The 26,032-nt window shown below is 68.9% G+C and carries 22 protein-coding genes; 9 read left to right on the top strand and 13 right to left on the bottom strand.

Annotation, left to right across the window (positions count from 1 at the left end):
- Positions 1-36 precede the first annotated feature (36 nt).
- The 5 genes from OHS18_RS12810 to OHS18_RS12790 form a co-directional block, all read right to left on the bottom strand.
- On the bottom strand, positions 37-585 hold the full coding sequence (locus OHS18_RS12810; RefSeq protein ID WP_328617128.1) for a hypothetical protein: 549 nt from the start codon (positions 583-585) through the stop codon (positions 37-39).
- Positions 586-689: 104 nt separating this feature from the next.
- Positions 690-2,705, bottom strand: a complete 2,016-nt coding sequence (locus tag OHS18_RS12805; protein ID WP_328617127.1) for a glycosyltransferase family 4 protein — start codon at positions 2,703-2,705, stop codon at positions 690-692.
- On the bottom strand, positions 2,702-3,325 hold the full coding sequence (locus tag OHS18_RS12800; protein WP_328617126.1) for a DUF998 domain-containing protein: 624 nt from the start codon (positions 3,323-3,325) through the stop codon (positions 2,702-2,704). The genes OHS18_RS12805 and OHS18_RS12800 overlap by 4 nt, the downstream gene beginning before the upstream one ends.
- Positions 3,326-3,380: 55 nt before the next feature.
- The gene (locus OHS18_RS12795) at positions 3,381-4,784 is read right to left on the bottom strand and encodes a HAMP domain-containing sensor histidine kinase (protein WP_328617125.1); all 1,404 of its coding nucleotides are present in this window, start codon (positions 4,782-4,784) and stop codon (positions 3,381-3,383) included.
- Positions 4,785-4,795: 11 nt separating this feature from the next.
- On the bottom strand, positions 4,796-5,494 hold the full coding sequence (locus OHS18_RS12790; protein WP_328617124.1) for a response regulator transcription factor: 699 nt from the start codon (positions 5,492-5,494) through the stop codon (positions 4,796-4,798).
- 164 nt (positions 5,495-5,658) lie between these two features.
- Between OHS18_RS12790 and OHS18_RS12785 the strand changes: the two genes are divergently transcribed.
- The gene (locus tag OHS18_RS12785) at positions 5,659-6,120 is read left to right on the top strand and encodes a DUF1707 SHOCT-like domain-containing protein (protein WP_328617123.1); all 462 of its coding nucleotides are present in this window, start codon (positions 5,659-5,661) and stop codon (positions 6,118-6,120) included.
- A 31-nt stretch (positions 6,121-6,151) separates the two neighbouring features.
- Here OHS18_RS12785 and OHS18_RS12780 read toward each other — a convergent pair whose 3' ends face one another.
- Positions 6,152-7,825, bottom strand: a complete 1,674-nt coding sequence (locus tag OHS18_RS12780) for a DUF2079 domain-containing protein (protein ID WP_328617122.1) — start codon at positions 7,823-7,825, stop codon at positions 6,152-6,154.
- 344 nt (positions 7,826-8,169) lie between these two features.
- Here OHS18_RS12780 and OHS18_RS12775 point away from each other — a divergent pair, with 344 nt between their 5' ends.
- The 3 genes from OHS18_RS12775 to OHS18_RS12765 all read left to right on the top strand — a co-directional run bounded on the left by OHS18_RS12775 (position 8,170) and on the right by OHS18_RS12765 (position 14,613).
- Complete coding sequence (locus OHS18_RS12775) at positions 8,170-9,063, top strand: hypothetical protein (protein ID WP_328617121.1); 894 nt, start codon at positions 8,170-8,172, stop codon at positions 9,061-9,063.
- Positions 8,981-14,311 (top strand): PA14 domain-containing protein, encoded by a 5,331-nt coding sequence (locus tag OHS18_RS12770; RefSeq protein ID WP_328618515.1) that lies wholly within the window; start codon positions 8,981-8,983, stop codon positions 14,309-14,311. Before OHS18_RS12775 ends, OHS18_RS12770 begins: the two co-directional genes overlap by 83 nt.
- A gap of 101 nt (positions 14,312-14,412) precedes the next feature.
- On the top strand, positions 14,413-14,613 hold the full coding sequence (locus OHS18_RS12765; protein WP_328617120.1) for a hypothetical protein: 201 nt from the start codon (positions 14,413-14,415) through the stop codon (positions 14,611-14,613).
- A gap of 577 nt (positions 14,614-15,190) precedes the next feature.
- On the opposite strand, the gene OHS18_RS12760 is transcribed toward OHS18_RS12765, so the two are convergent.
- From OHS18_RS12760 to OHS18_RS12745, 4 genes are all read right to left on the bottom strand, one after another.
- Positions 15,191-15,868, bottom strand: a complete 678-nt coding sequence (locus tag OHS18_RS12760; protein WP_328617119.1) for a response regulator transcription factor — start codon at positions 15,866-15,868, stop codon at positions 15,191-15,193.
- Entirely contained in the window at positions 15,865-17,163 is a 1,299-nt protein-coding gene (locus OHS18_RS12755) for a sensor histidine kinase (RefSeq protein ID WP_328617118.1), read from the bottom strand. The genes OHS18_RS12760 and OHS18_RS12755 overlap by 4 nt, the downstream gene beginning before the upstream one ends.
- A 68-nt stretch (positions 17,164-17,231) precedes the next feature.
- Positions 17,232-18,065, bottom strand: a complete 834-nt coding sequence (locus tag OHS18_RS12750; protein ID WP_328617117.1) for an ABC transporter permease — start codon at positions 18,063-18,065, stop codon at positions 17,232-17,234.
- Positions 18,062-19,000, bottom strand: coding sequence for an ABC transporter ATP-binding protein (locus tag OHS18_RS12745; protein WP_328617116.1), 939 nt, complete (start codon positions 18,998-19,000; stop codon positions 18,062-18,064). The genes OHS18_RS12750 and OHS18_RS12745 overlap by 4 nt, the downstream gene beginning before the upstream one ends.
- Positions 19,001-19,191: 191 nt before the next feature.
- On the opposite strand from OHS18_RS12745, the gene OHS18_RS12740 reads away from it, so the two are divergent.
- The gene (locus tag OHS18_RS12740) at positions 19,192-19,620 is read left to right on the top strand and encodes a hypothetical protein (protein ID WP_328617115.1); all 429 of its coding nucleotides are present in this window, start codon (positions 19,192-19,194) and stop codon (positions 19,618-19,620) included.
- 79 nt (positions 19,621-19,699) lie between these two features.
- Here OHS18_RS12740 and OHS18_RS12735 read toward each other — a convergent pair whose 3' ends face one another.
- The 3 genes from OHS18_RS12735 to OHS18_RS12725 all read right to left on the bottom strand — a co-directional run bounded on the left by OHS18_RS12735 (position 19,700) and on the right by OHS18_RS12725 (position 22,670).
- Entirely contained in the window at positions 19,700-20,725 is a 1,026-nt protein-coding gene (locus tag OHS18_RS12735; RefSeq protein ID WP_328617114.1) for a YVTN family beta-propeller repeat protein, read from the bottom strand.
- A gap of 188 nt (positions 20,726-20,913) precedes the next feature.
- A complete protein-coding gene (locus OHS18_RS12730; protein ID WP_328617113.1) occupies positions 20,914-21,690 on the bottom strand; it encodes a polysaccharide deacetylase family protein in 777 nt (258 codons plus the stop codon).
- A gap of 8 nt (positions 21,691-21,698) precedes the next feature.
- Positions 21,699-22,670: a magnesium transporter CorA family protein gene (locus OHS18_RS12725; protein WP_328617112.1), complete on the bottom strand. Its 972-nt coding sequence runs from the start codon at positions 22,668-22,670 to the stop codon at positions 21,699-21,701.
- Between the two features lie 511 nt (positions 22,671-23,181).
- Between OHS18_RS12725 and OHS18_RS12720 the strand changes: the two genes are divergently transcribed.
- From OHS18_RS12720 to OHS18_RS12705, 4 genes are all read left to right on the top strand, one after another.
- Positions 23,182-23,730, top strand: a complete 549-nt coding sequence (locus tag OHS18_RS12720) for a hypothetical protein (RefSeq protein WP_328617111.1) — start codon at positions 23,182-23,184, stop codon at positions 23,728-23,730.
- A 543-nt stretch (positions 23,731-24,273) separates the two neighbouring features.
- The gene (locus OHS18_RS12715; RefSeq protein WP_328617110.1) at positions 24,274-24,936 is read left to right on the top strand and encodes a DUF3558 domain-containing protein; all 663 of its coding nucleotides are present in this window, start codon (positions 24,274-24,276) and stop codon (positions 24,934-24,936) included.
- Positions 24,937-25,015: 79 nt separating this feature from the next.
- Complete coding sequence (locus tag OHS18_RS12710) at positions 25,016-25,285, top strand: hypothetical protein (protein WP_328617109.1); 270 nt, start codon at positions 25,016-25,018, stop codon at positions 25,283-25,285.
- A gap of 291 nt (positions 25,286-25,576) precedes the next feature.
- Entirely contained in the window at positions 25,577-25,936 is a 360-nt protein-coding gene (locus OHS18_RS12705) for a hypothetical protein (RefSeq protein WP_328617108.1), read from the top strand.
- The last annotated feature ends 96 nt before the right edge of the window (positions 25,937-26,032 follow it).

The following is a 26,032-nucleotide window of genomic DNA, read 5'->3' as shown; positions in this document are numbered from 1 at the left end:
CGCGAATAGTATACGCTGCGTACTACGCGAAATGTACTACATTCGCGGCGCTTCCGACAGCGTCGAGACCAGGACGTGGGCGATTTCGGCCACCGCCGCGGTGACGGCCTGCCGCGCGAGGGAGTCCAGCTGCCGCAGGGCCGACGTGCTTCGGCCGGCCAGGCGCACCGGTTCGCCGGGCTGAGCGCAGCCTTCGAGTTCGAGCAACAGTGCCCGGTCCCCGGCGAAGGTGAGGTGGACGGTGGCGGTCTCGCGTTTCGCGGTGTCCGGTGGGCCGGACCGCTCGACGACGGGCGCGTCGTAGGCCTCGGCGATGCGGCTTTCCATGGCCGCCTGGACGATGTTCTCCCCGCGGGAGGCCAGGTCGTTCAAGCTGCGCAGGCTGGTATCGGGTTCCCCGGCGAGCTGCCCGCCCGGCAGGAGTTCGGCGACGCGCTGCAAGGCGTTCATCGCGTGCCACGCGGCCACGACCAGCGGATCGGGCTCCGACGCGTCCTCCGCCAGCATCGCCGGACCTAGCTGGGCGGCCACCCGATCGGCCAGGTCGGAGAGCTTCCCCGCCGGCAGGGGACTGCGTTCGGGCATGGAGGTTCTCCGATGTCACGGCGGCACGGACACCGCACTGTCACACGGAGCCGGTAAGCGCTCGGCAACCGGCGTTAGCCGAACGCTTACCCTCCGCCTCCCGATCACGCGGTCTGCGGCACCGCCGGTTCGCTTGCGACGGCCGCTTCGGGCAGCCCGAGCAGGATCCGGTACTGGCCCTCGAAAGCGTCCAGGGCGCGGTCGATTTCGTGACCGGCGACGATGGTGCGGGACGCCTCGCCCATCCGCGTGCGGGACGCGGGATCGGCCGCCAGCTCGGCGAGCCACCGCGAGATCGTCGTGATCGCGCCGGGCTCGAACAGGTAACCGTTGCCACCGTGGTGGACCAGGTGTGGCAGGGCGAGCGCGTCGGCCGCGACGACGGGCAGCCCGGCGGCCATCGCCTCCATCGTGGCGAGGCTCTGCAACTCGGCCGTGCCGGGCATGCAGAACACGTCGGCCGCGGCGTAGCGGCGGACCAGCTCGGCGTCGGAGACGAAACCGTGGAAGGTCACGCGGTCGGTGATGCCCAGGTCCGCGGCGAGGGTTTCGAGGTCCCGCCGGCGGGTGCCGTCGCCGACGAGGTCCGCGCGCACGTGCGGCAGCGGGGCCAGCGCGCGCAGCAGCTGGTCGATGTTCTTCTCGGCGTCCAGGCGCCCGACGAAGAGCACCGACATCGGCCCGTCGGAGCGGCGGCTGCCGGCTGCGTAGTGGGCGAGGTCGATCCCGCAGGAGACGACCTGGACCGGGCGGTCGAGACCGATCCCGGCGAGGACCTCGGCGGCCCGCGGAGTCGGGGTGGTCACGATCCGCGCGTCGCGGTAGACCCGCACCAGGTCCCGCCAGGCCCAGCGGGCGATTGAGTCCTTGACCCGCTTCGGGAAGGGCGTGTAGCCGAGCAGGTTGTCCGGCATGAAGTGGTTCGTGGCCATGCCGGGCAACTCGCGTTCGGCCGCCGCCTCGAGCAGCGCGCGGCCGACGCCGAAGTGGGCCTGGACGTGCACGACGTCGGGGCGCAGCCGGTCCAGCAACGGCCCGACTTCCTTGCGGGCGCCGCCCGGTGTGCAGAACCGGTAGTCGGTGTGGAACGGGATGGCCCGGGACCGGACTCGGTGGACGGTGTAGCCGTCGCGTTCTTCGGTGTGCGAGGGGCCGCCGGCGGACGGGCACACGACGTGGACGTCGTGACCCCGCCGCGCGAGGCCCCGGGCCAGCCGCTCGGCGAAGAACGACGCGCCGTTGACGTTGGGCGGGAAGGTGTCGGCGCCGATCAGGACGCGCAGGCCGGACGAGGGCACGGAGATCTCCTTGACTGGTGGCGGGTTCCGCGGAAGAGCACCGGCGAGCACACGCACACCGGTAAGAGCGACGAGAGCGGCCGCGGCCGCGAGCACCGCGGTGGCCGCGGTGAGATGGGGTGCTTCGCCGTAGGCCACGGCGGCCACGGTGACGGCGGTCAGCGGGTCGAGCACGGTCGTGGTCCCGACGACGACGGCGGTGTGCCCGGCGGCGTAGGCGCGGTGCAGGACCACTCCGCCGGCGCCCAGCAGGAGCAGCGCCTGCGCACCGAGCAGGAGGGCCGCCGCGAGCGGCTGGGTGACGGCGGCGTGCACGACCGCCGAGCCGAGTCCGAAGAGGACGGCCGCGGCCCCGGCGAGGACTGCACAGCTCGCGCGGGCGAACCAGACGACCGCGGCCACCGCGAACCCGGCCACCGCGACCGACTCGGCGGTTCCCCAGCTGATCACCGGTTCCGTGGTGGTGGACGCCGCGAGCGCCACGAAACCCGCGACCCCGAGCAGAACCAGGACCACAGCACCGAGGACCCGGCGATCGCGGGCCCGTCGCGCGAAGACGACCGTGAGGACGAGGCTGAAAACGCCCAGCGGCTGGACGACCGGAAGCGGCGCGAGGGACAGGGCGACGACGTGCAGCAGGCTCCCGCCGGTCGCCAGGGACGTCCCGGTCCACCACCCGCGCGACCGCAGCAGCCGGGCCAGGGTGCGCAGCCGGGGTGTGCCTTCGACCGCCAGGCCCGCGACCTCGTCGTGCTGCCGGGTGGCCGCCGCGGCGAAGAGGACCGCGGCGAGCATGGCGCAGGCGACGGCGAGGGTGGTCATCGGACGGCCCGCCGCAGCGCGGTCGCCATCGTGGCGATGATCAGGAACTCGGCCAGGAGCGCGACGCGTTCGAGCAGGCCGGCCGGGAGCCAGCCGACGAGCTGCGCCAGCCCGAACGCCGCCGCGGTCACGATGCCCGCGACCGCGCCGCGTCGGAGGGTGGTTGCGGCGGCGAGCCAGCGGATGTCGGTCCGCAGCCGCGTGCTCAGCGTCCACGCGGCCAGCGGGAGGCTGGCGAACAGCACGGCCCCGCCGGCGCGGTGGATCTCCCCGGACGCCGTCGGGTCCGCGGTGCTGAGGTTGCTGCGGAACAGCAGTACCACGATGAGCCCGGCCGTCCACAGCAGGAATAGGCTGCTCACGAGCGGTGTCCGGGGCAGCGCGGCGAGGTGGGCGGCGACCGCAAGCGCGGCGGCGGCCGCGAGCAGGAGTACGACGGCCACCGCGAACAGCAGCCGGCCGCCGCCGTGCCAGGCGTAGTCGCTGACCGGGTCGCGCAGCGGGTCGACGTTCCCGGCGAAGCCGAGGGTCAGCCCGGCGATGATCGCCTGGGCGGCGAGCGCCGCGACCAGCGTCAGCGTCGCCAGCGGCGAGGGCGAAAGCGTGGACCGTGGAGTCACACCTCAAAGCTGCTGGGTCCGCATGAGAGTTCGATGAAGATCGCGCGCGGTTTCCTTAAGAAGCGGCCAGGGGGAGCACCAGATCGAATCGGGCGCCCCCGCCGTCGGCGCGCGCGGCCTCGGCACGGCCGCCGTGCTGCGTCAGCACCTGCTCGACGATCGCCAGACCCAGCCCCGAGCCAGGCAGCGCGCGGGCGGCGTCGGCCCGGTAGAACCGCTCGAACACGTGCGAGAGGTCGGCTTCGGCGATCCCCGGGCCCTCGTCATCGACGCGAACCCGGACCGCGAGGGACGTCACCGCCATCGTCACCCGGACGATCCCACCGGACGGTGACCACTTCGCGGCGTTGTCGAGCACGTTCAGCACGGCCCGCTCCAGCGCGGCCGGCCGGGCGAGCACGTCGGCGCCGGCCAGCTCGGCGTCGAAGGACACCGCCGGCCACCGCGACCGGGCGCGTTCGACCGCCGAGCCGACGACGTCGGCCAGCGCCACGCGCTCCTCGGCCTCGCTCGGCCGTTCCCCGGTGGACAGCTCGATCAGCTCACCGATCAGCGCGGTCAGCTCGACGGCCTGGGTGTCGAGGTCGGCCAGCAGCCGGGAGCGGTCTTCGGCGGGCAACTGCCGCTGCGGGTTCGCCTCGGCGTGGATGAGCAGCTCGATGTTGTTGCGCAGGCTCGTCAACGGCGTGCGCAGCTCGTGACCGGCGTCCTCCACCAGCCGCCGCTGCTCGTCCCGGGAACGGCTCAACGCCCCGAGCATCGCGTTGAACGCGGTCGAGAGCCGGCCGATCTCGCCGGACGCGGCGACGTCGATGGCCGCCGACAGCTCCTGGGTCCGGGCGACGTTCTCGGCCGCCGCGGTCAGGTCGTCGACCGGCCGCAACGCCGACCGCGCGATCGCCCGGCCCACCAGCGTCGCCCCGAGCACCCCGGCCACGGACACCACCAGCAGCCAGATCCCCAGCCGCGCCAACGTGTCTTCGACGTCTTCGGAGTCCTGGGCGACCTGGACCGCGCCGCCGCCGGCGCGCTGGGCCGTCCAGACCCGGAAGCGGTCGCCTTCGATGCGGCGTACGTCGGAGGTGCGGTCGAGTTCTCCGGCGGCGACCGGTGCGTCGGGCGGCAGCACCGGGATGACGGGCTTCGCACCCGCCGTGCCGGTGATCTCGCCGGTCGCGGACAAGAACTGCACGGTCAGCCCGCCACCCCGGCCGGAGCCCATGCCGGAGCCGCGGCCGTCGGCGGAGGACAGCGTCGAAAGGGCTTCGGCGGGCGACGACGTTTTCGCGGCGAGCTGGGCGTAGGACTGCAGCCGGGCGTCGAACTGGTCGTAGAGGTCGGCCCGGGTGATGCTCCAGGAGATCGCCGACACCAGCACGACGGCGACGGCCACCGCCGCCGCGACGAGCACTCCGAGCCGGGACCGCAGCGAGAGCGTCTTCCAGCGGACCCGCTTCACAGAGGCTCTTCTCACAGTGGCTCTTCGCGCAGCACGTAGCCGACGCCGCGCACCGTGTGCAGCAGCCGGGGCTCACCCTCGGCTTCGAGCTTGCGGCGCAGGTAGCTGACGTAGACGTCGAGGCCGTTGGACGCGGTGCCGAAGTCGTAGCCCCAGACGTGCTCGAACATCGCGGTGCGGGTCAGCACGATCCGGGGGTGCCGCAGGAAGGTCTCGAGCATCGCGAACTCGGTGCGGGTCAGGTGCACCGGCCGGTCGCCGCGGAACACCTCCCGCGTCGCCGGGTCCAGGGTGACGTCCGTGAACCGCAACGCCGTCGACGACGGGACCGCGGGCGTCGGGGTGTTGTACTCGGTGCGGCGTAGCAGCGCGCGGACGCGGGCGAGCAGCTCCTGCAGGGCGAACGGCTTGGCCAGGTAGTCGTCGGCCCCGGCGTCGAGGCCGGCGACCCGGTCGGTGACCGCAGTTCGCGCGGTCAGCATGAGGATCGGCACCGGGTTGCTCTCGGCCCGCAGGACCCGGCAGGTTTCGAGGCCGCCGAGCAGCGGCATGGTGACGTCGAGCAGCACGCCGTCGGGCGCCTCGCCGCGGATCAGCTCGAGCCCGGCCACGCCGTCCCCGGCGACGGAGACGGTGTAACCCTCGAACCGCAGCGTCCGCGACAGCGAGTCCTGCACGGCAGCTTCGTCGTCGACGATCACCAGGTGCACCCTCGCGTCCCTTCGCCCGGAGTTGATGACACACCGTGACTGTAGTCGAGGTCCGGGCGGGGCCGCCCAACTCTCATCGAACATTAACGTTGGACCGCGATCGAGGCGGTATTCCGCGGCTAACCTCGCTGGAAACGGATTTCACCGACGCAAAAGAGAAGAACATGAGCGAGAGTGTGCTCGGCGCGACCCTGTCCGCCGGCTCCACGACAGCCGAGGGGATCCGCTGCTCGGATGCGGAACGTGAGCAGGTCCGGGTCGTCCTCTACGCCGCGGCTGGCGAAGGCCGCCTGACGATGGACGAGGTCGAGGAACGGCTGGCCCGGATCGAGGCGGCGCGTTTCCGCCACGAACTCACCGGCGTGACGGCGGATCTGCCCGGCCCGGATCGGAACGAGCCGAACGGCTGGCGGCCGATCCTGGCCGCGGCGGGCCGGAACCTCGCCGCGGATCTCGCGGTCCTGCTCGGACGTGCTCCCGAACCTGCCCCGGGCCGACGGCGGCTGCTGCTCGCGCTCACCGTCCTCATCGGACTCCTGATCACGGCCGCGTTGGTCGTCGGCGCGGTGCACGGGTTCGCGGCCGACGGTTTCGAGCCACACGGCATCGACGACGGACGTGGCTGAACTACGGTAGTTCTGCCTGTTCCTTTGGGTATCAGCCGATTTTGTAAAGACGACCGTCCCGGACGGCGAGAACAGCAATCGGTGCGGTCGTCGGGCCTGCTGTCGCTTGCCATGACGTACCGCCTGTAGATGCCGTGGCCGTCTGCCCGGCAGTGAGCGGCAGCCCGGTGATCCCGCCGCCGGTCACGGTACCGGTGGAGTCGGTGACGAGGATGCAGTCCGGTGTGGTGCCGTTGATCTCGGCCCAGCCGGTGATGATGGTGCCGCTTTCGCGCGTCGGGGTGTCGATCGCGCCGTGGGCCAGCGGCTGGGCGTTGGTCAGGTCGAGGCGGCTGCCGAGTTCGGGCCCGTGGCAACCGAGGGTGAAGGTGTCATTGAAGGGGTAAGCGTTCAACGCGCGGGCGGCGGGCGCGGCGCCGCGTTGGATGTGGAGTGCGTCCAGCGCCGCCGGCGCGTCGACGCGAAGCGCGATGGCGGCGAGATTGAGTGGAGCGTAGCTGCGGTGGACCTGGTCCGCTTTGCCGCCGCCGATCGCGTGCGTGATCAATGACAGCGCAACGACACCGGCTACGAGGTAGCGACGTGACCACTGTGGACGGTGCATAGTGGTCAGAACGATGAGTGCGATCGTTGCCAGCGCGGCGACGAGGACGTAGCGGCTGATGAGCCCGACGTTGCCGCCGGGGACGTTGGTGGTGGTCCGTCCCAGCGCGAGCATCAGCGCCAGGGCGAACGCGTAGAGCGTCAAGCCGAGCCAGCCAGCGTCCCTGTTCACCGTTCGGTGATGGCGGTTGTCGAGCGTCCGGCTGAACAGCAGGCCGAGCAGAGTGATCGTGAGGCCGCCGGCGATGACCGCGACGACGGCGATGTCCGCGGACCACAACCCTCCGACGGCCGCAGCGATGACCGACAGCCGTCCGTCCGGGTCGAAAGCGGCCGTCGCGCCCGACTGCGCCTCGGAGGGTTTGGTCAGCCACCACGCCGCGACGATGACGACACCTGCCACAGCAGGTATCGCGACGCGGAGCCGAGATTCCTTGCGCAGCCAGAGGATGAAGGCGATCACGAACCAGATCGGCAAGGCAGCACCGAAACTGAGACACCCGAGAAAGGCAGCACCTGATGCGACCGCAAGACGGCCGCGGTGGGCGCATGCGATCGCGATTGTGCAGAACGTCACCGCGGGGGCCCAGCTGATGCCGTTCGTGCTCTGTAACCACAACTCGGTCGCGTGAGAGGAGAACAGCAGCCACGCCATTCCGGCGGTCAACGCGCCCCGGACTGTCGGTGAGAGCTGCTGTGGCAGCATCGAACGCAGCGCCAGCGCGGCGATCGCGAGCAGGGCGATCGTCAGGACCGTCAGGACTCGGTTGTCGCCGCCGAACCACGCCGCGTCGGCGTAGAACAGCAGCGAGGGCACGACGAACGGCTGGTCGAGGTGATAGGTGAACACCTGGCCGAGCAGGAGGTTGCCGTTGTCGTCGGTGATTTTGGCAAAGACGTGCCAGTAGTCGAGCAGGACATGCATCCGTGGTGCGCGAACCGCAGCTAGGAGCGCGAGGCCGAACGGGAGGACCGTAAACGCCCATAGGGCGGGGATCGCGAGCCGCCGTCGTGTCGGGTCGGGAGTGTCGGCGGAGACTCGGGGGATCGGTGCGGTCACGTCCGGACCAGTCTGAGCCGCGAGGGTGGTGCGCTGGGACATGGCTCTCCTGCCAGCTGGACGGGGTGAGGTCCGGCGACGGCGGACGGTGGGGATCTTAGCTGGCTCCGTTTCGTGTCTCGTGGGCCTTCTACGGCATCGCGGCCGTGCGGGGAATTGTGACGCTGATCTCATTATCCGATGTAACGCCGGTGTGAGGTTTGCGCGATGCTGGGTGCGAGCGGTCATGAATTCGCTGCTCAGGCGAACAAAACGGGCAAGCGTCCGTTTTGTTCCAATATCACCTGCAGTGGCATTCGCCCACTGCGGGTGGTTTGGGGTGCAATGCGGAATTACCGCGTTGCAGGGGGAGGGATTCTGTAGTGCTGCGCTTTTCGCATGCCTTGATGACCCGACGGGCCAGAGCGATCGTCCTGATCGTCGTCGCCGCGCTGCTGATCGGCGGGGGAGAGGCGGTCGCCGCACCGCCACGAGCCCCGGCGACGGCAAAGCCGATCGACCCGCGTGACGTCGGCCTGCTGCCGTCGGCCGCACCCGCGCCGGTGGCGCCGCAGACGCCGTCGAAGGCGGATTTCGCGGCGCAGAGCCGGCTGGACGGGGGAGCGGGCACGCACTTCGATCCGCAGCGCTCGACGCTGGTGTCGCGGACGATGTTCACCACCGAGTACGTCAACGCCGACGGCACGCACTCGGTGCGGCAGTCGAACCAGCCGATGAACGTGCAGGACGAGCACGGCCAGTGGCAGCCGGTCCAGACCACCCTCGAAATGGACCCGGCGACCAAGCGCGCCGACGCCGACAACCACCCCTTGAGCCCGTCCCTGGCTACCAAGGCCAACGACGCCGCGGTGCTGCAGGTCGAGTCCGGTGGTCACACCGCCGGCCTGACCCTGGACCAGGCCGCCCCGACCACCGCCGCGGTCAAGGGCGACTCGGTCACCTACCCCGAGGTCGCCGCGGGCACGGACCTGGACTACGAGGTCACGCCGGGCGCGGTGAAGGAGACAATCAAGCTCAAGCGTCCCCCGGCCGACGGGCGATCGTCGTGGAAGTTCAAGCTCACCACCGGTGACTTGGCGCCGAAGCTGGAGAAGAACGGGGTCCGTCACGTTGGCCGACAAGGCCGGCGCGGCGAAGATCGTGCTCCCGCCGATCGAGACGTGGGACTCCGCGGGCCACGGCGAGACCGCCCCGGCGATGACCGGCGGCACCTACACACTGGAGAAGGCCGGTTCGGACTGGTGGCTGACCGTCGCGGTCGACCCGACCTGGCTGCGTGACCCCAAGCGCGTCTACCCGGTGTCGGTCGACCCGACCTTCACCTACGGCGTCACCGAGTCGCACTCCTACCGCTCCGACGGCACGAACTGCGACGCCTGCGGTCTGCGGATCGGCAACAGTCAAGCCAACGGCGACACGTACAACCGCAGCGTCTTCCACATGGACTACTCGCCGTTGTTCGGCAAGACCGTGGTCGGTGCGCGGATGGACCTGACCCGCAACACCAGCGTCGTCGGGTCGCTCAAGACGTGGAACGCGAACCTATACCACGCGTCGGCGTTCAACTTCAACGGCGTCGGCGGTTACATGACCAGCGCCCTGGTCGGTGACGTCGGCAGCTTCGTCGGCGAAGGCATGACCGGGTTCATCCGCGAGCGGGTCAACGCCCGCGACGGCAACGTGTTCTTCATGATGATCGGCGCGGAGAACGCCGGCACGTGGACGTACAAGAACCTCAACGCCACGCTCACGGTGGACACCGGTTCCCCGGCCCCGGCACCCACGCTGGTCGGCCCGGCGGACGGCACGGTGTCGACGTCGCTGACTCCGACGTTGTCGGTCAACCCGGTTACCGACCCCGACGGCGAGGCCGTCAAGTACTGCTTCCGCATCGCCACCGGCGCCGACGCCAAGTCCGGTGTGGTCGTCGAGTCCGGCTGCCTGACGACGCCGACGTGGACGGTCCCGGCCGGGATTCTGCAGGACGGCGTCGCCTACACCTGGCAGGCGATGACCTACAGCGGCACCACCACCATCACCCCCACATGGGTCGGCCACTTCAAGATCGACCAGCGCATCGGCGACCACGGCCCCTCCCCGATCGACACAGCCGGCCCGGTCAGCGTCAACCTCGCTAACGGCAACGTGTCGACCGCCGAGCAGACCCCATCGTTCACGACCGTCGGCGGCAACGCTGGATTGTCGTTCACCTACAACTCCCAGCAGGTCGACAACAAGGGCCTCAAGGCCTCCTACTTCGTCGACCTGTCGCACAACGGGCTGATCAGCGACGCGCAGCAGCCGGTGCTAGTACGCACCGAGCCGCAGGTGAACGTCGACTGGGGCATCGACTCGCCGTTCGCGCCGGCGTTGCCCGCGGACTGGTTCGTCGCCCGCTGGGAGGGGTTCTTCCAGGCCCCGGTCACGGGGACCTACCAGTTCGCCGGGGTCCACGACGACGGTGCTGTGGTTTGGATCAACGGCGGAAAGGTCTACGACGTCGGTACGCCGAGTGACTTGAACTGGACCCAGGCGACGGACGTCTCGCTGACCGCGGGCCAGCGGGTGCCGATCAAGGTCGAGAGTGCCGAGGTCACCGGCCCGGCGAAGATGCGTTTGTTCGTCCGGACCTCCGACAACACCACTGTCGCGCCACAGATCGTCCCTGCGGACTGGCTGTACACCTCGGACCTGCCGGTGCTTCCTCAGGGCTGGACGCTGTCGGCCGATCTCGATGGTGACGGCTCGAGCTACACCGAGGCCAAAGTCACCGATCAGAACATCGTGCTGACGGATGCTACGGGCGCGAAGCACACCTGGACCAAGAAGAGCACCGGCGGCTACACCGCACCCGACAACGAAGACGGCACGATCGCACTCGACACCGCCGGGAAGGTCACGCTGAACGAGGGCGGCGCCGTCTATGTGTTCCGTTCCGACGGCAAGCTCGAAACCCAGACCAGCGTGCTGGACAGCCGCAAGCCCGCCACTCTGCAGTACCTCTACGACGGGACGCTATCGCGGTTGCGGGAGATCAAGGACCCGGTCTCGCAGCGTTCCCACGTCCTGCACTACAACCGTCCTGGTGACGACTGCTACGGCGGCGTCACGCCGCCACCCGGCGCCGCGGCCTTGCCGCCGTCGCAGATGCTGTGCCGCATCACTTACTGGGACGGGACCGAGACCCGACTCTGGTACACCGGCACCGGAACGCTAAGCCTCGGCCGCATCGAAGACCCGGGCTCGGAGATCACCGACTACGGCTACAATGCCCAAGGTTTGCTCGCCGGCACCCGGAACAGTCTCGCCAACGACTGGATCGCCGCCGATCCGGCCAGCCGCAAGGCCAGCGAAGGTGACCTGACCACGACGATCACCTACGACGCCGCTGCGAAGCCGAAGGCGTCGAACGTCAGCTTCTCCGTGGCGGCGATCGGGCAGCCCCGCCCCGGGCGGACCTACCGCTACGACACGGGCAATCACCAGACGTTCGTCGATGTCGCGGGGCTCAATCCTGCGACCGGGTTCTACTCCAAAGTCACCTACGACGCCGCGGATCGGGCGTTGACGACCACCGACGCGACCGGGCGGACCACCAGCGACACCTGGAACGTCAAGGACCAGGAACTGACCTCGACAGACGCGGCCGGTCGAGTGTCGACCACCGTTTACGACTATGCAGACCGCCCCACCGACACCTACGGCCCCGCCCCCGCGGCGTGCTTCACCGGGCAGAACCCAACTACGGCCTGCTCCGGGACTGTGCCCCACACCCACTCCGGATACGACGAAGGCGTCAGCGGCCTTTCAGCCGCCTACTACGACAACCTCACCTTCACCGGTACTCCGAAGGCCTACACCACCGGGATCGGCACCGCCGACGGCGCGCTCAAGAGCCCATGGGAGTACAGCAACGACGTCACCCCCGGCGTCTCCAGCGACGGCTTCTCCCTGCGTCTGAACGGCGAAATCGCGTTTCCCGCCTCCGGTGACTACACGTTGCGGGCCTACGTCGACGACGGTATCCGCATGTGGGTCGACGACCAGCTCGTCATGGACTACTGGCAGGTCAGCGACCCCGCCTGGCGCCAAGCCGTCGTACACAGCGACACCCCCGGGCAGGTCAAGAAGATCCGCATCGACTACTACGACAACGGCGGCTACGCCAAACTCGACCTCAACTGGACCACCCCCAGCGGCACCCAAGAACTTGTTCCCGGCGCGCAGCTGCGCCCGCGCTACGGACTCAGCACCTCCAGCACCACATCCGAATCCAACGGCGTCTCCGACAAAGCCACTGCCACACGGTACGGCCAGGACGGGTTGGACCCGAGCTACGCCCTCGCCACCAGTACGACCACCGGCTCCGGTAGCGCCACAGCGACGGCGAAGACCGGCTATGAAGCACCAGGCGGCGGGTATCTGCGCAAGACGTCCAAGACGATGCCCACCGGGGCAGCCACGACCTATTCCTACTACGGCGAAACGGAAACCCGCGCCAATCCGTGCCTCCCCGGTAGCCCGGCGGTGAACCAGGGTGGAATGGCGAAACTGACCACCTCGGCCACGCCGGCCGCGGGACCGGCCCGGCTCGACGAACAGGTATACGACGCGTCCGGCCGGGTCGTCGCGAAGGCGACGTCCGGCGACTGGATCTGCACCACCTACGACGCCCGCGGCCGCGTCACCGCGGCCAAGACTCCCGCCAACCCGACCACCGGCGAGCGGACCTCGACAACCAGCTACGCCGTCGGCGGTGACCCGCTGACCACGTCTATGTCCGACTACATCGGCACCGTCACCACCCACCTCGACCTCCTCGGCCGCCCGGTGTCCTACACCGATGTCAGCGGCGCAACCACCGAAACCGGCTACGACCTGGCTGGACGCCAGACATCGCAGAAAACGACCCCGCCCAACGCCGCCGACGCAGTCCAGACATCGACCACGACCTACGACGACGCCGGACGCACGTCAACGGTCAAACTCGGCGCTACGGTGCTCGCGACTGCGGGCTACAACGCGTCCGGCGAGCTGGTGACCGTGTCCTACGCCAACAACTCGAGCCTCTCCGCGATCGATCGGGACGATTCCGGCCAGACCACTTCGCTCACCTGGAAAACCAGCGACAACCACACCGTCGTCTCCCACGTCGACCGCACCCGGTCCGGAACCGTCGTCGACGAGTCGCTCGGCGGCCTTGATCCGCGCCCCGGCGGCCAAAACTATGCCTACGACGCGATGGGACGGCTGACCGAGGCCTACGTGACTGGGCACCACTACACCTACGACTTCGCCTCGACGGCGCCCGCCGCCTGCCCGGTCGGCACCCAGGCCAACGCGGGACTGAACACCAACCGGGTCCGACTGCTCGACCAGACCTCCGCCGGGACGGCTGAGACCGGATACTGCTACGACGCCGCGGGCCGGATGCTCGCCGCCACCGGCAGCGCTGCTGTTAGTGGCTTTAAGTACGACACTCACGGCAATACGACCGAGTTCACCTCGGGCGGGTCGACCACCTATCTCGGCTACGACAGTGCCGACCGTCACCTGACGGCGCGCAGCACAGGCGCTGATCCCGCCGATGTCGCCTACGTCCGCGACGCTACCGACCGCATCACCCAGCGCAGCGCAAGCCAGGGCGACACCGAGACCAACGTGCTTTACGCGTTCACCGGTGCCGGCGACGCACCCACGTTCGCGCTGGACGGCGCGAGGCGAGTACTGACCCGGACGGTCAGCCTGCCGGGCGGCACCGTCTACACCGCCCACAGTGCAACCCCGGCAACATGGGACGCTCCGACCGTCCGGGGAGATCTGGCCCTGACTCTGGATGCCTCGGGCGTCCAAACAGGTCCGCTGCGGACCTACACGCCCTTCGGCGAGCCGCTGTTGGTGGACGGCACCGTCAGTCCCGACAACCTGCCGGACAACCAGCCCGGCCAGATGGACTACGGCTGGCTCGGCCAGCACCAGCGACCCACTGAGCACGCCGGTGCACTGTCGATCGTGGAAATGGGTGCCCGCCCCTACATGCCCGCCCTCGGGCGATTCCTCAGCGTCGACCCGGTCGACGGAGGCTCGGCCAACGACTACGACTACGTATCCGCGGACCCGGTCAACGCAACCGACCTCAGTGGCGACCGCGCCCGCCGGCGCAGTCACTACCGCTCCTACCATCGATACCGCCCGGTCTACCGCCATTACCGGCGCAGCTACCAACGTGCACGTCACTACAGCCGAGCGCGGCTCGTGCCAGTGCAGCGGTCGTACCACAGAGCGGGCGGTGGCGGCGGCGCGAGTGGCGGCGGGGGTGGCTGCAACAGCCCGTTCGCCAGGAGCAATGTGGCCCTTATGAAGGGTTGTGAGGCCACTCGAGCCCTGGGCGAGAACCAGCATCCCAAGCGGGGCTGTCTGGTCTGGGGTGGCGGTGGGTTCATCGCCGGGCTCAGTACCCTTTGGGGAGCGTTTCTGGGTTTCATTGGCGGCTGTCTCGCTGGTGCCATCGCCACGATTTGGAACTAGGTCGGGCACCTGAACTGTGACAAGTATCCGCTGGAGGGCTCGGGGCCGCCTGGAGACAGGTGCCTCGAGCTCTCCGGCTCCCATTCGACAGGTAGGTAGGTATGGCTGAAGGCGAATCGACTGCGTGGAACGGGAAGTACTTCGTTGTCGCTTTTGTTGTTTTTCTCGTTATTTCGTTTACGGGTATCGGCCTGATCCATGCGCAGCCACTCCGGACGCTATGGCCGATCGTCGCCGGTGTGCTGGTCGCCGTCGGCGGTTTGGGGTGGCGCCGGCTTCGAGGCAGCCGGAGTAAGCGCTGAACTCTGCCGTGCTGGCCGTCGGCAACTGCGGCTACCGCGTCGGCGACTGGTGCGTCGTCGGAGTGGCAGGCGCCGGGTCCTATGTACGCCGTCACGAAGGCGAACATTGAGGTCTACTGCTCGGACCGAGCCGACCGGGCAGTCTGCGACCTGATCGACGGCGTGAACGGTCGGCGGTGGCGCGGCGCAGACCGAATGCCTGCTGAATGGGCCACGCAGCGTGTTCGACGGCCTGGACTTCGACGCGCTCGCCACGATCGGCATCGACCTGCAGGCCGTGCGGAACGCCGTCGAGGCAACGTTCGGGGTCGTGCCCGCGCCCGAATCTCGACCGCGAGCCTGGCGCACGGCGGTTGCTGCGGCGGACGGCGGGCCGGTGCCGCCGATCCTGGCCGCTCCCGGTGTCTCGTTGCCACAGTTGCGCACCGCGATCCTCGCCCAGCGCCTGCCGAGGAACGCATACCTGGAGTTGACGTGCGGACACACGGAATCCGCTAGCTTGCGTCCGTCTATACCTCCTGATCCGTCGGATCGTCTGGGCGGCCTCGACGAGCGCGTGAAGCATGAAACCCGCCGGTCAACTAGGTGGGCTCGGCCGGGTCAGGCCGAGGTCATAGGCGAAGATCACCGCCTGGACACGGTCCCGAGCTCCCACTTTCGCCAGCACCCGGCCGACGTGGGTCTTGACCGTGGATTCCGACAGCACCAGGCGTTCGGCGATCTCGCTATTGGTCCAGCCGTTGCCGATGGCCACGAGGATTTCTTGCTCGCGGTCGGTCAGGGATTGCCAGCGCGGATCGGTCTGGATCCGCAGACTGGTCGGGTCGACCGGGAGCCGCTGGGCGTAGGTGTCGAGGAGCCGCCGGGTCAGCGCCGGGGCGATGACGGCGTCGCCGCCCGCGACCGCCCTGATCCCGGCGAGCAGCTCTTCGGGATGGGCGTCCTTGAGGAGGAAACCGCTCGCTCCGGCGCGCAACGCGGCGTAGGCGTACTCGTCCAGGTCGAACGTGGTCAGAACGAGGACGCGGGACCGGCCGCCGGTGGCGAGGATCTGCCGGGTGGCTTCGATGCCGTCCATACCGGGCATGCGGATGTCCATGAGGACGACGTCGGGCCGCAGTTCCGCGGTCCGGCGCACGGCTTCGGCACCGTGCGCGGCTTCGCCGACGACGTCGGTGTCCGGCGTCGCGTCGAGCAACATCCGGAAGCCGAACCGTTGCAGGGGCTGGTCGTCGACGATGAGCACGGTCGTCACAGCGCACCGCCGGGCGAGACGGGGATCGGGGTGAGGTCCAGAACCGCCTGCACGGCCCACCCACCGCCGGCGGTGGGGCCGACGGAGACCGTGCCGCCGTACAGGGCCGCGCGTTCCCGCATCCCGGCGATCCCGTGCCCCTCCTCGGCGGGTGGATCGAGCGGCGTGACAGCCTCGGGCGGACCGGTGTCCTGGACGCGGATGCGCAGCGCCGGACCCTCGACGGCGATCAGGACGTCGACCCGGGTACGCGGACCGGCGTGCTTGAGCGTGTTGGTGAGCGCCTCCTGGACGATCCGGTAGGTCATCAGCTGCACCCCGCGATCGAGGGCGTCCAGCTCACCGGCGGACCGGAGGAGGATCTCCGGTCCGGCGGCGCGGATCCGCGTGCACAACGCCTCGACGTCGCCGATTCCCGGTTGCGGGGTCAGCTCCGGGGCGTCGGCTTTCTCCCTCAGGACACCCAGCATGCGTCGCAGTTCACCCAGGGCTTGGCGGCCGGTGTCGCCGACCAGCTCGAGTGCTTGCTTGCTGCGCTCGGGGGTGAGGTCGGCCGCGTAGGCGCCGCCGTCGGCCAGCGTGATGATGACCGACAGGTTGTGGCCGATGATGTCGTGCATCTCGCGGGCCATCCGGGTGCGTTCGGTGACGGCGGCCAGCTTGCTGCGCTGGTCCCGCTCGATCTCCAGCTGCCGCGCGCGGTCGCGCAGGCTCGCCAGCTGGGCCCGGCGGATCCGGACGGCCAGCCCGAGCGCGACGGCCGCGGTGACGGCGGTGAGCAGGAAGAATAAGGCCTCCCAGAACGACACCGCGCGCGAGACCCGGGCCGCCACGGGGAGCAGGAGCGTGACCACCCCGGCACCCGCCCAGGGCAGGTGTCGCAGCCGGGCGTGCAGGGTGACGCTGTAGAGCGCGACGAGCAGGGCGACGTCGGCGCGCAGGAAGACGTCGAGCGACCACTGGACGACGAACGCCGCCGCGGTCAGGGCCAGCGCGACCGAGGGGGCCCGGCGCCGCCAGAACAATGGCAGCAGCAACCCGGCCTGCAGCGCCAGCGTGCCGGCCACCGGCAGGTGGGTGAACGTGAGCAGCAGCTCCTCGGGACCGTGCCCGTCGTCGCCGTCCGGGACGAGGTCCGGAACGCAGAACAGCAGGAACAGCGCGGCGATCACCGCCAGGTCCAGGACCCACGGGTGGCGCCGGTCCCACTGCCGCAGCCGCTGGCCGTACCCCGTCAACCGGGCGACCAGCGGGGATCCGGTCCACGACGGCGTCGCGGCTTGGTTGTCGTGCACGGGTCTCACCTGCTCATCGTCGCGGAAAACTGCCGGCGCGGCACCAAGGCCGCACCGGCGGTGAGGCGTCAGGCGTCGGACCGCGCCAGCCGGTAGGCGGCGCCGCCCAGCGCGAGGACCGTCCAGCCGACGAAGACCAGCATCCCGGCCGTCGGCGCCAGCGTGGTGGCGTCGTGGGTCAGCGCGAACATCGCCTGCCCCGCGTTGCTGGGCAGGTACGGGCTGATGTCGCCCTGCCACGACTTCGGCAGCAGCGAGATCAGGCCCGGGATCAGCATCAGCGCGGCGACGAGGACCGAGATGCCACCGGCGACCGAGCGCAGGAGCGCGCCGAGCGCCACTCCGATCACGCCGACCAGACCCAGGTAGAGCCCGGTGCCCAGCAGGCTGCGCACCACGCCCGCGTCCGACAGCGACATCGCCGCGGGCGTCCCGGCCACGATGGCGTTGCCGAAGACGAAGGCGAGGAACGCGCCGATCGTGCCGACGAGCAGCGCGACGACGCCGAACACGGCCGACTTGGACCACAGCACCGGCAGCCGGCGCGGGACCCCGGTCAGCGTCGAGCGGATCATGCCGGTGGAGTACTCGCCGGCGGTCACGAGCACGCCGAGCACACTCAGCGCCAGCTGCGCGAAGTTCGTTCCGAAGAGCGACAGGCTCAGCGCGGTGGCGTCGGCGAAGTCTGGGTCCAGGGGCTGGCCGGAGCCGATGTTCGACTTGTACCGCGCGGCGGAGATCAGCCCGAACGCGACCAGAAACACCAGGCCGAGGCCCAGGTTGATCCAGGTGGAGCGCAGGGACCAGAGCTTGGTCCACTCCGAGCGCAGGACGTGGCGCCCGGTGACCCGGTAGACCGGGCGGACGGTGCGGGTGGGGGCTTCCGGGGGCAAGGTGGTCATGCCGCCCTCCCGAGCGCGTCGATGCCGGTGGTGACACCGTGGTACTCGACGGCGTCGCGGGTCAGGTCCATGAAGGCCTCCTCGAGTGAGACGGTCCGCGCGGACAGCTCGAACAGCGTGATGCCGTGCTCGGCGGCCGTGGTGCCAATCGCACGCGCGGAGAGGCCCTTCACCTGCAGCTCCTCGGAACCGGTGCGGCCGGCGATCTCGACGCCGGGACCGGCCAGGACCTCGCGCAGGCGCGCCGGGTCCGCGGTGGCCACCTGGACGGTGTCGCCGCCGGCGTCGCGGACGAGGTCGTGCACGGTGGTGTCGGCGAGCAGGCGGCCCCTGCCGACGACGATGAGGTGCTCCGCGACCAGCGCCATCTCGCTCATCAGGTGCGAGGAGACGAACACGGTGCGGCCGTCGGCCGCGAGCCCGCTGAGCAGGTTGCGGATCCAGAGGACGCCCTCGGGGTCCAGGCCGTTGACCGGTTCGTCGAGCATGATCGTGGCCGGGTCGCCGAGCAGGGCCGCGGCGATTCCGAGCCGCTGGCCCATGCCGAGGGAGAAGCTCCCCGCGCGCTTCTTCGCTACGGACTGCAGCCCGGTCATCTCGATCACGTCGTCGACCCGCCGTCGCGGGATGCCGTGGGTTTGGGCCTGGGCGAGCAGGTGGTCGAACGCCGAACGTCCACTGTGGACGGATTTCGCTTCGAGCAGGACCCCGACCTCCTGCAGCGGCGAGGTGTGCTCGGCGTAGCGGCGGCCGTTGACCTTGACCGAACCGCTGGTCGGCGCGTCCAGTCCGACGATCATCCGCATCGTGGTGGATTTGCCCGCCCCGTTGGGCCCCAGGAACCCGGTGACGGTGCCCGGTCGGACGGTGAAGTCGAGGTGGTCGACCGCCGTCTTGTCCCCGTACCGTTTGGTCAGCTGGTGTGCCTCGATCATCGTTCATCCCCTGGATCCGCGGACCGGTTGCCCCGGGCCGTACTTCCTCAACGGTAGGAGGGGATTCGGGCCGCGACGTGGTACCACGGGAGGCAATCCGGCGCGGCGAGTGGTACCGCGGTACGACAGACCGTCGGCGACGCCGTCAGGCACCGAAACCACGTTGGCGGCCCGGTGGAAGTAACGCACCAATGCGCGCCCGCGACTTGCCGGATATGGACTCCCTGCCGGGTGATTGGTCTCGCGCGATCCACCCGTACGGCCTGCTGTGCGGGTTCCTGATGTCGGTGTCGGCGTTTCCGATGCGGCACTGGGACGCGCCGGCCCCGATGATCGTTGTCGTGCTGTTCTTCCCTTACTACATCGGGGCCGGGTTCCTGGCGGCACGACGTGGCGGTGTCGCGTCGGCCGTGACGACCGGCGCCGTGACCGCGCTGACCGGCCACGTCGTGGTGTTTCTGGCGACGGTGCTCTACACCCTGATCGACGGTACGTGGCAGGGGGCGCTGGGTTGGCTGGGAATCGGGGTGACCGTGGCGCTCGCCACGCTGTTCCTCGGCGCGCTAGGAGGTGTGGCGGGTGGCCTGCTCGCTAAGGTCATCGCGTCGATCCACCCATGAACCAACAGCACGGCTTCCTTGGCCGGGACTGCCTGGCGTACCTGGGCGCGGTCCGGATCGGCGTGGATGCCACCCTCGGTCAGCGGGTGATGCCGGTGTGGCCCAGGGAGTAGCGGCCGGGCTGCGGCCAGACGCACAGCCCGTGCGGCTGGTCGCCGACCGGGATCTTCCGGATCAGCGAACCATCTTTTGTGGACAGTACGTAGACCGTTCTGTCGTAGCGTCCGGAAAGCCACAGCTGGGTGCCGTCCGCGGTGCCGTTGCCCATGTCCGGGCTGCCGCCGCCGGGCAGGTGCCACACCGTGACCGGGGCACCGGTGTAGGCGTCGAGCACGCTGATACTGCCTTCGTGGCGATTGGTGACGTAGAGCTGCTTGGCGTCTCGGGACAAGTACAGGCCGTGGGCGCCGCGGCCGGTGGGGATGAAGCGGAGCACATGCGTCGCGGCGCCGTCGAGCACCCAGAGGCCGTTCGCGTCGGAATCGGCGATGTAGAAGACCGAGCCGTCCGGTGCGAGCTTGATGTCCTGCGGGCCCATACGGGTGTTGCGGTGGGGCATGTCGACCATGCGCAGCAGCCGGTGGGAGGCCACGTCGACGACGGCGACCCGGCCGGCGAACTCGCAGGTGAAGACGGCCGTGCGGCCATCGGGGGAGAAGTCGGCGTGGTCGATGCCCCCGCAGTCGGGTGCGGCGGTTTCGTCGTGGACCTGCCACGTGTGCGGGTCGTACCAGACCAGCTTGCGTAGCCGTTCCGCGACCGAGATCGCGTACTTGCCGTCCGGGGTGAAGTACATGTTGTACGGATCCACGACGGGGATCGCCTTGCCCGGTTGCCCGGTGCGCGGGTCGAACGGCAGGACGTGGTCGCCGCGGTCGTCGGTGGCGTACAGGGTGCGCATGTCCCACGACGGCACGACGTGCTGAAGTTCCTTGCCCGCCGGGTATTTGGCGATCACCTGGTACGTGGCGGGGTCGATCACCCAGACGTCACCGGAGCCGCTGTGCGGCACGTAGACCAGCGGCTTGTCCGCGGCGACCGCGGCCGAGAGCATGCCGGGGCCGGCGGCGGCGTCCACGTCGTGTGGATCGGTGACGGCGGGCATGCCGGGCAGTGGATTTAGCGCCGGCGGCGGTGGGGTCGGCAGGTGTGGTAACCCGGTCGCCGAGGCGTCCGGCCCGCTCATACCGGGCATGCCCGGCATCGTGTCGCCGGGATTCGGCGGGTTCCCCGATGAGCAGCCGGCGGCGAGGAGGGCGGCGAGAACCGCGGTGGTGAGCCGAAGTCGCATCGTCACGCCAGTAGTTCGGACGCGGTGACCGGGGTGAGTCCGCGGCCGGCGAGGTCGGTCAGGATGCTGGGGAGGACGGCGACCGTCCCGGGGTGTCCCAGGTGCATGCTCACCACGCTTCCGGCGCGGGCCTTCGCGACCGCGGAGCGGATGGCGGTCGGCCCGGGATCCTTCCAGTCCAGGGAATCCACGTCATAGGACAGCACTTTCGCGTAACCGGCTTTGCCGGCTTCGACGAGTTCCTGTTCGGTGGCGTGCTGTCCCTGGGACTGGCGGAAGAAGCCTCCGGGTGATCCGGTCAGTTCGACGAGCTTGTCTCGGCAGCGCTGGATTTCCGCGTACATCGGCTCCGCCGTGTACCCCGACAGCGCCGGGTGGCTCCAGGTGTGGTTTCCCAGTTCGTGACCGCCGTCGCGCACCATGCGCGCGGCGTCCGGGTGCGCGGCGAGCCAGGTCCCGACCGCCAGCACGGTGATCCGCGCGCCGTGTTGATGCACGATGTCGAGGACCTGGCGGGTGACCTGGAGATCACCCGCACCGTGGAAGGTCAGCGCAACCTGCGGGCGCCCGGCCGTGGAGCGGCTGAGCTCGGTGGCCGGCCCCAAGGGGCCCGGCGAAGGCGGCGGCCCGCTCGGGGACGTCGGCGTGCCGGCCGACGGCGGGGTGGTCGGCGGGGCGGCGCTCGCTGAGGCCGCGGGCCCCGGGTTTTGCCCGGGTGCCGAGCACGCTGTCAGGGCCGCGGCGCTCAGCGTCAAGCCGAGCACGCGGCGTCTGGTCAAGGGATCGTTCACAACCAGTCCCGTTTCTTGAAGGAGGCGTACAGCCCGGCGGACAGCACGATGATCACCAGGGTGGACGTCCAGAAGCCGGCGACGGACTGGAACCCGGGGTAGGGGACGTTCTGGCCGTAGAACCCGGTGACGGCCGTGGGGATGGCGATGATCGCCGCCCAGCTGGTGACCTTCTTCATGATCGTGTTGAGGCGGTTGCCCTGGATGTTGAGCTGCGTTTCGCGGATTGTGGTGACCAGGTCGCGCAACGACTCCGTCCACTCGGAGGCGCGCAGCACGTGGTCGTAGACGTCCTGGAAGTAGGGTTGCATCTCGCCGTCGGCGATGTGCAGGTCGCGGCGCATGATCGAGTTGACGACCTCCCGCATCGGCAGCACGGCCCGCCGCACTTGCACCAGGCTCTTGCGGAGTGCGAACGATCGTCGTTGCATGTCGGCGTACTGCGGGCGCTCGTCGAACACGAGGTCCTCGAGTTGCTCGATCTGCCCATCGAGGGACTGCACGACCTCGAAGTGGCCGTCGACAATGTAGTCGAGCAGGCCGTGCACGAGGAACCCGACGCCGTTCTTGGCCAGCTCCCCGGCCGAATCCCAGCGCGCGGTCACCTCGTCGATCGCGAAGTTCTCGTCCTTGCGCACGGTGACCAGGGCCTGGCCGGTGATGAACGCGGCCAGTTCGGAGACGACCAGTGTTCCGGTTTCCTCGTCCAGCACGGCGGAATACGCGGTCAGGAAGGCGTGGGAGTCGTACCGGTCGAGCTTGGCGCGCTGGTGCTCGTGCACCGCGTCTTCGACCGCGAGCGGGTGCAGGCCGAGTTCCTCGCTGATCGCAGCGAGGTCGTCCGCCGTCGGCGCGCAGAAGTCCAGCCAGACCGTCGCCGCGGGGTCGGCGAGGTGGTCCGAGACGTCGGCGACGGGGAACCCTTCGGCTTCGAGCAGTCCGTTGCGGTACACCCGGGTGCGTGACATGAGGCAGCGCCGATCAGCTCGCCGCCGCATGCCGGCGGGACCGGTCCGCCGACCGCCTCGCTGCCCCGCTGTAGATCGGGCAGCCGGTCCTGGCGAACAGCACTCCATCAGCTCCTGACATGACAGCGATCTGCTCGTCCACGCCGGACGGGCTCTGCCGACACTTCAGGAAAACCGCTGTGAGGATGCTGAGAGCGTGTCGGTAGACGTGTGAGCCCCGGCAAATCGCAGCTATCGGGGCAGCCGTGTCGGGATCGTCCGCTGCGCAGTGATGTTAGCTCGGCCGGGGAAGTGCTGTAAGCGTTGAGGGACTCTGCCCGCGACAGGCGGTTGTTGTTCACTGGTCCGCTTTCAGGAGATACACAGTCTGTGTTGTACGTTTTATTCCGCCTGCACTAATCGGGTTAGCTATCGGTTAATATCTCACTAATCCATGCGATAGTCGGTGGCCGCAGGTCTCCTGGCGCGGCACCCTTCCGATGCCTGTGTTCTGACTCTCTGGGAGTGCATCGTGAAGAAGTCCGTCACCATCCTGCGGCTGGTCTTCCCCGTCATCGTGCTCGCCGCCGTCGTGACCTCCGCACCTGTAGCGTCGGCCACTTCGCACGGCACGCTGGCCGCGGCCACAGCGTCGTGTTCGCAGATCTACCTGCCGCTGCCGGACCCGTCCTGCACCCCGGGGGCGACCAACCCGGACGTCACCCAATTCACGATCACTTCGACGATCTGCGTGTCCGGGTGGACCGCGACGGTACGGCCCTCGACCAGCTACACCAACGCGCTGAAGAAGCAGGGCATCATCGACTACGGCTACTCCGACACGAACATGTCCGACTACGAGGAAGACCACTTCCTGCCGCTCGAACTCGGCGGCGCACCGAAAGACCCGCGCAACCTGTGGCCCGAACCCCACTCCGGCACGGAGAACGCCTACAGCAAGGACTCGGTCGAGAACGCCGTGAAGAAGGCGGTCTGCAACGGCCAGGCCACTCTCACCGCTGCTCAGCACGCCATGCTCACCGACTGGACCACCGCCAAATCCGTCCTCGGCATCGGCTGACACCGGTCTCGGCTCCCTGGCTGCACGGTTGTCTGTCGCTGTGCAGCCAGGGTTCTCCCACCACTCGCTAGTCGGGTGGAGGCTGTGACGCGGGCCCCGGAATGCGCCGTCTGGCCAACGACACCAACGAGAAGTCCATCTTCGACGCCCACGGTGACGTCCTGAAGTCACCGCCGGGTGCATTCTGCTGCGCGAATCTCGCCTGTTCGTCCTGTCTCGAGCGGACGTCTTCGCTGGACAACAGACCACGTCGGGCAGCTCGCCGGGCACGCGACGCGCGCTCTCGACGACTACGCCGGGCAGACGTTCGTCTAGCTCCGCCGGCATCGGTCGATCAGCCCTACGGCGCGGTTCGCAGAGGCTGAGGGCGCGCGCCCCTGGCTTGCTCGAGTTGTTTCGTCAGGGAGTTCGGTTGGCACCCCGTCGCGGGAGATCAAGGGCCGTGCTGCGTTCTCAGCGTCTTGTCAGCCGATGGTGGCTAGCGTCGAACTTATGCCGGAACCGGAGGTGGACCGGTCGTGTCCTGGCCACGACATTCGCGCTGTGTTTGCGACGGCGTTCGTGACCCGCGGCGGGCCCGCGGCCACGCTCGGCCGATACCGCTCGGACGCGATACCCGAGGCGGGTGCGGGCTTCATCGCCGCCGAGGGCCACGCCTGGCACGTGCGGTGCGTGACAGCTCGGCGCGTGGCGCTCCTGGGCCTGCTCGCGCTGCTGGCCGGCTGCTCGACGCCCTCACCGCCGGCACGACTGTCTCCGCCGATTCCCGGTGACCCGCTGGACCTCGCCGCGTACGCGGCGCACCCCTGCGACCTGCTGCCGGCACCTCAGCTCGTCCGGTTCTTCATCACCCGGCCCGGCACGGTCTCGGCCGGCGCGGACGGTCTCACGTGCTCCTGGACCCCGTCCGACACCACGGCCATGACCTACCGCGCCTCGATCGGCGCGGGCGGCCTCGAAAGGGTCTACGACCGCAAGTCCGGTTTCCCGGTGTTCGAACCGACAGCGGTGCACAGCTACCCAGCCGTGCACCTGGAGCACGTCGCCGGGCACTGCCGCATCGTCGTCGGCGTGACCGACAGCACGATCCTCGACATCGTCATCGACGCCCGGGACGCCACGCTCGCGGCCTACGACGATCCGTGCGCCGAAGCCGAAAGCTTCGCCGGAGCCGCGCTCGGCTACCAGGGACACCGCGCGCCGTGACCCGGCACCACACCACGGGCGGGGCACGCCGCCCCGCCGGAAGAACCCGCGAACAGGCCGCGTGCTCAACCTCGGTCGGTTGAATGAACTGCGAGATGCGGGCATCTTGAAACATGGCGACGTGGTGCCCCGTCCTGGAAGCAATGTCTCACGAGCATCCGATGAGACGTTGCTCAAGATAGCCAAAGACCCTAATGCAGACGAACTTATCAGAGTCAATCGCAATGCCGATGGCACCATGACGATTATCCAGGGTAATCAGAGGGTCAATGAACTTCTGAATCGCGCGGGGCAGGGGCGGATCGGTTTTGGTGAGGATATACCGGTCTGGGGACGGTGGGGCGGCTAGTTGGGGGAAGGTGGGTGGGTCTAGTAATATGTCATCGGAGGAGGGTGGTGTACGGTGAGCGTAGTGCGTGTTTGGTTGAATCTTCTTTATCGGCAACCCCTACGGTGGGAGCGTTGGCATCCGCTCTCCCTGGGGAAGCGTGCAGTGGTTCGGCGCGCTCGGGGGCGTCTCAAAGCTGCGACTACTGGCGGGCTCAGTAGTCGGCCGATGTCTCCTCGGTGGTGGTTGCGGCGTTCTTCGGATGGGTCTGTCTGTCATTGGGTAGCGTTACGAACGCTGACTCTTGATGAGGTGGTGACTCTGCGTAAAGCAGCTATTGATCGTGGATACGATGGCCGCGCCTGGATGGACGACGCCGCTGGTGATATCAACGAGTCAGCTTTCTTCTGGCTTCGAAGTGGAATGGAGTTAGCTGACGGTGAGGTCATCTGTGACTTGCTTGTTGCTCAGACTGAGTTCAAAGAAGATGTTGGCGAGGAGGCGCTAGTTCCCATTGGATTCAGTGTCAAGAGACATGTACTGCACGTGCGCCGGGACGACTGGCGAAAACTTCGGCGTGCATCGCGAAAAGATGAAAGGCTGGCATATCTTGTACTTGAATCAAATGTGCCATTAAATCTCGATGAGCTAAATGGCAAATCCGACTGGTAACTAGAATTAAGTCAAAGTCCGTGATGCCGAGCTGGAAATGTAATGACCACGATTATGGCTTCCGCCCGGTCGAACTGAGGAACGCCGATCCCGAAG

Source organism: Amycolatopsis sp. NBC_00355, assembly GCF_036104975.1.
In the GTDB taxonomy this organism is placed as follows: domain Bacteria; phylum Actinomycetota; class Actinomycetes; order Mycobacteriales; family Pseudonocardiaceae; genus Amycolatopsis.
Note: the sequence above shows the minus strand (reverse complement) of the source record. Positions and strands in the feature narration are given on the sequence as shown.